Origin of the sequence: Megasphaera micronuciformis F0359, from assembly GCF_000165735.1 — a bacterium.
Classification (GTDB): Bacteria; Bacillota; Negativicutes; order Veillonellales; family Megasphaeraceae; genus Megasphaera; species Megasphaera micronuciformis.
The window spans coordinates 26154-26610 of record NZ_GL538212.1; positions in this window are offsets into that span (position 1 = coordinate 26154).

Consider the following 457-nt stretch of genomic DNA (forward strand, 5'->3'; position numbering starts at 1 on the left):
TTACCGTTACCCCGTAAGGGGACGGAAACCGTTTCTCTTAATTCCTCAACCTTAGCCAAGGTAGTAGGATTTAATTACCGTTACCCCGTAAGGGGACGGAAACAGACTCTCAAGAAGGTTTTTTGCTTGCCGCTTGCGATTTAATTACCGTTACCCCGTAAGGGGACGGAAACGATAAGTGTAAGTAAGTTACATAGTGTCTGTTCTTGATTTAATTACCGTTACCCCGTAAGGGGACGGAAACGATTCCCAGTATAAACCGTCCACATATCTGTCACTCTTGATTTAATTACCGTTACCCCGTAAGGGGACGGAAACGGTGCTCGCACCACTCATTTTTACGGACTCAATAATCCCGATTTAATTACCGTTACCCCGTAAGGGGACGGAAACGTAAAGACTTCTTTATCGTCAACGAAACTGTTCGTGATTTAATTACCGTTACCCCGTAAGGGGA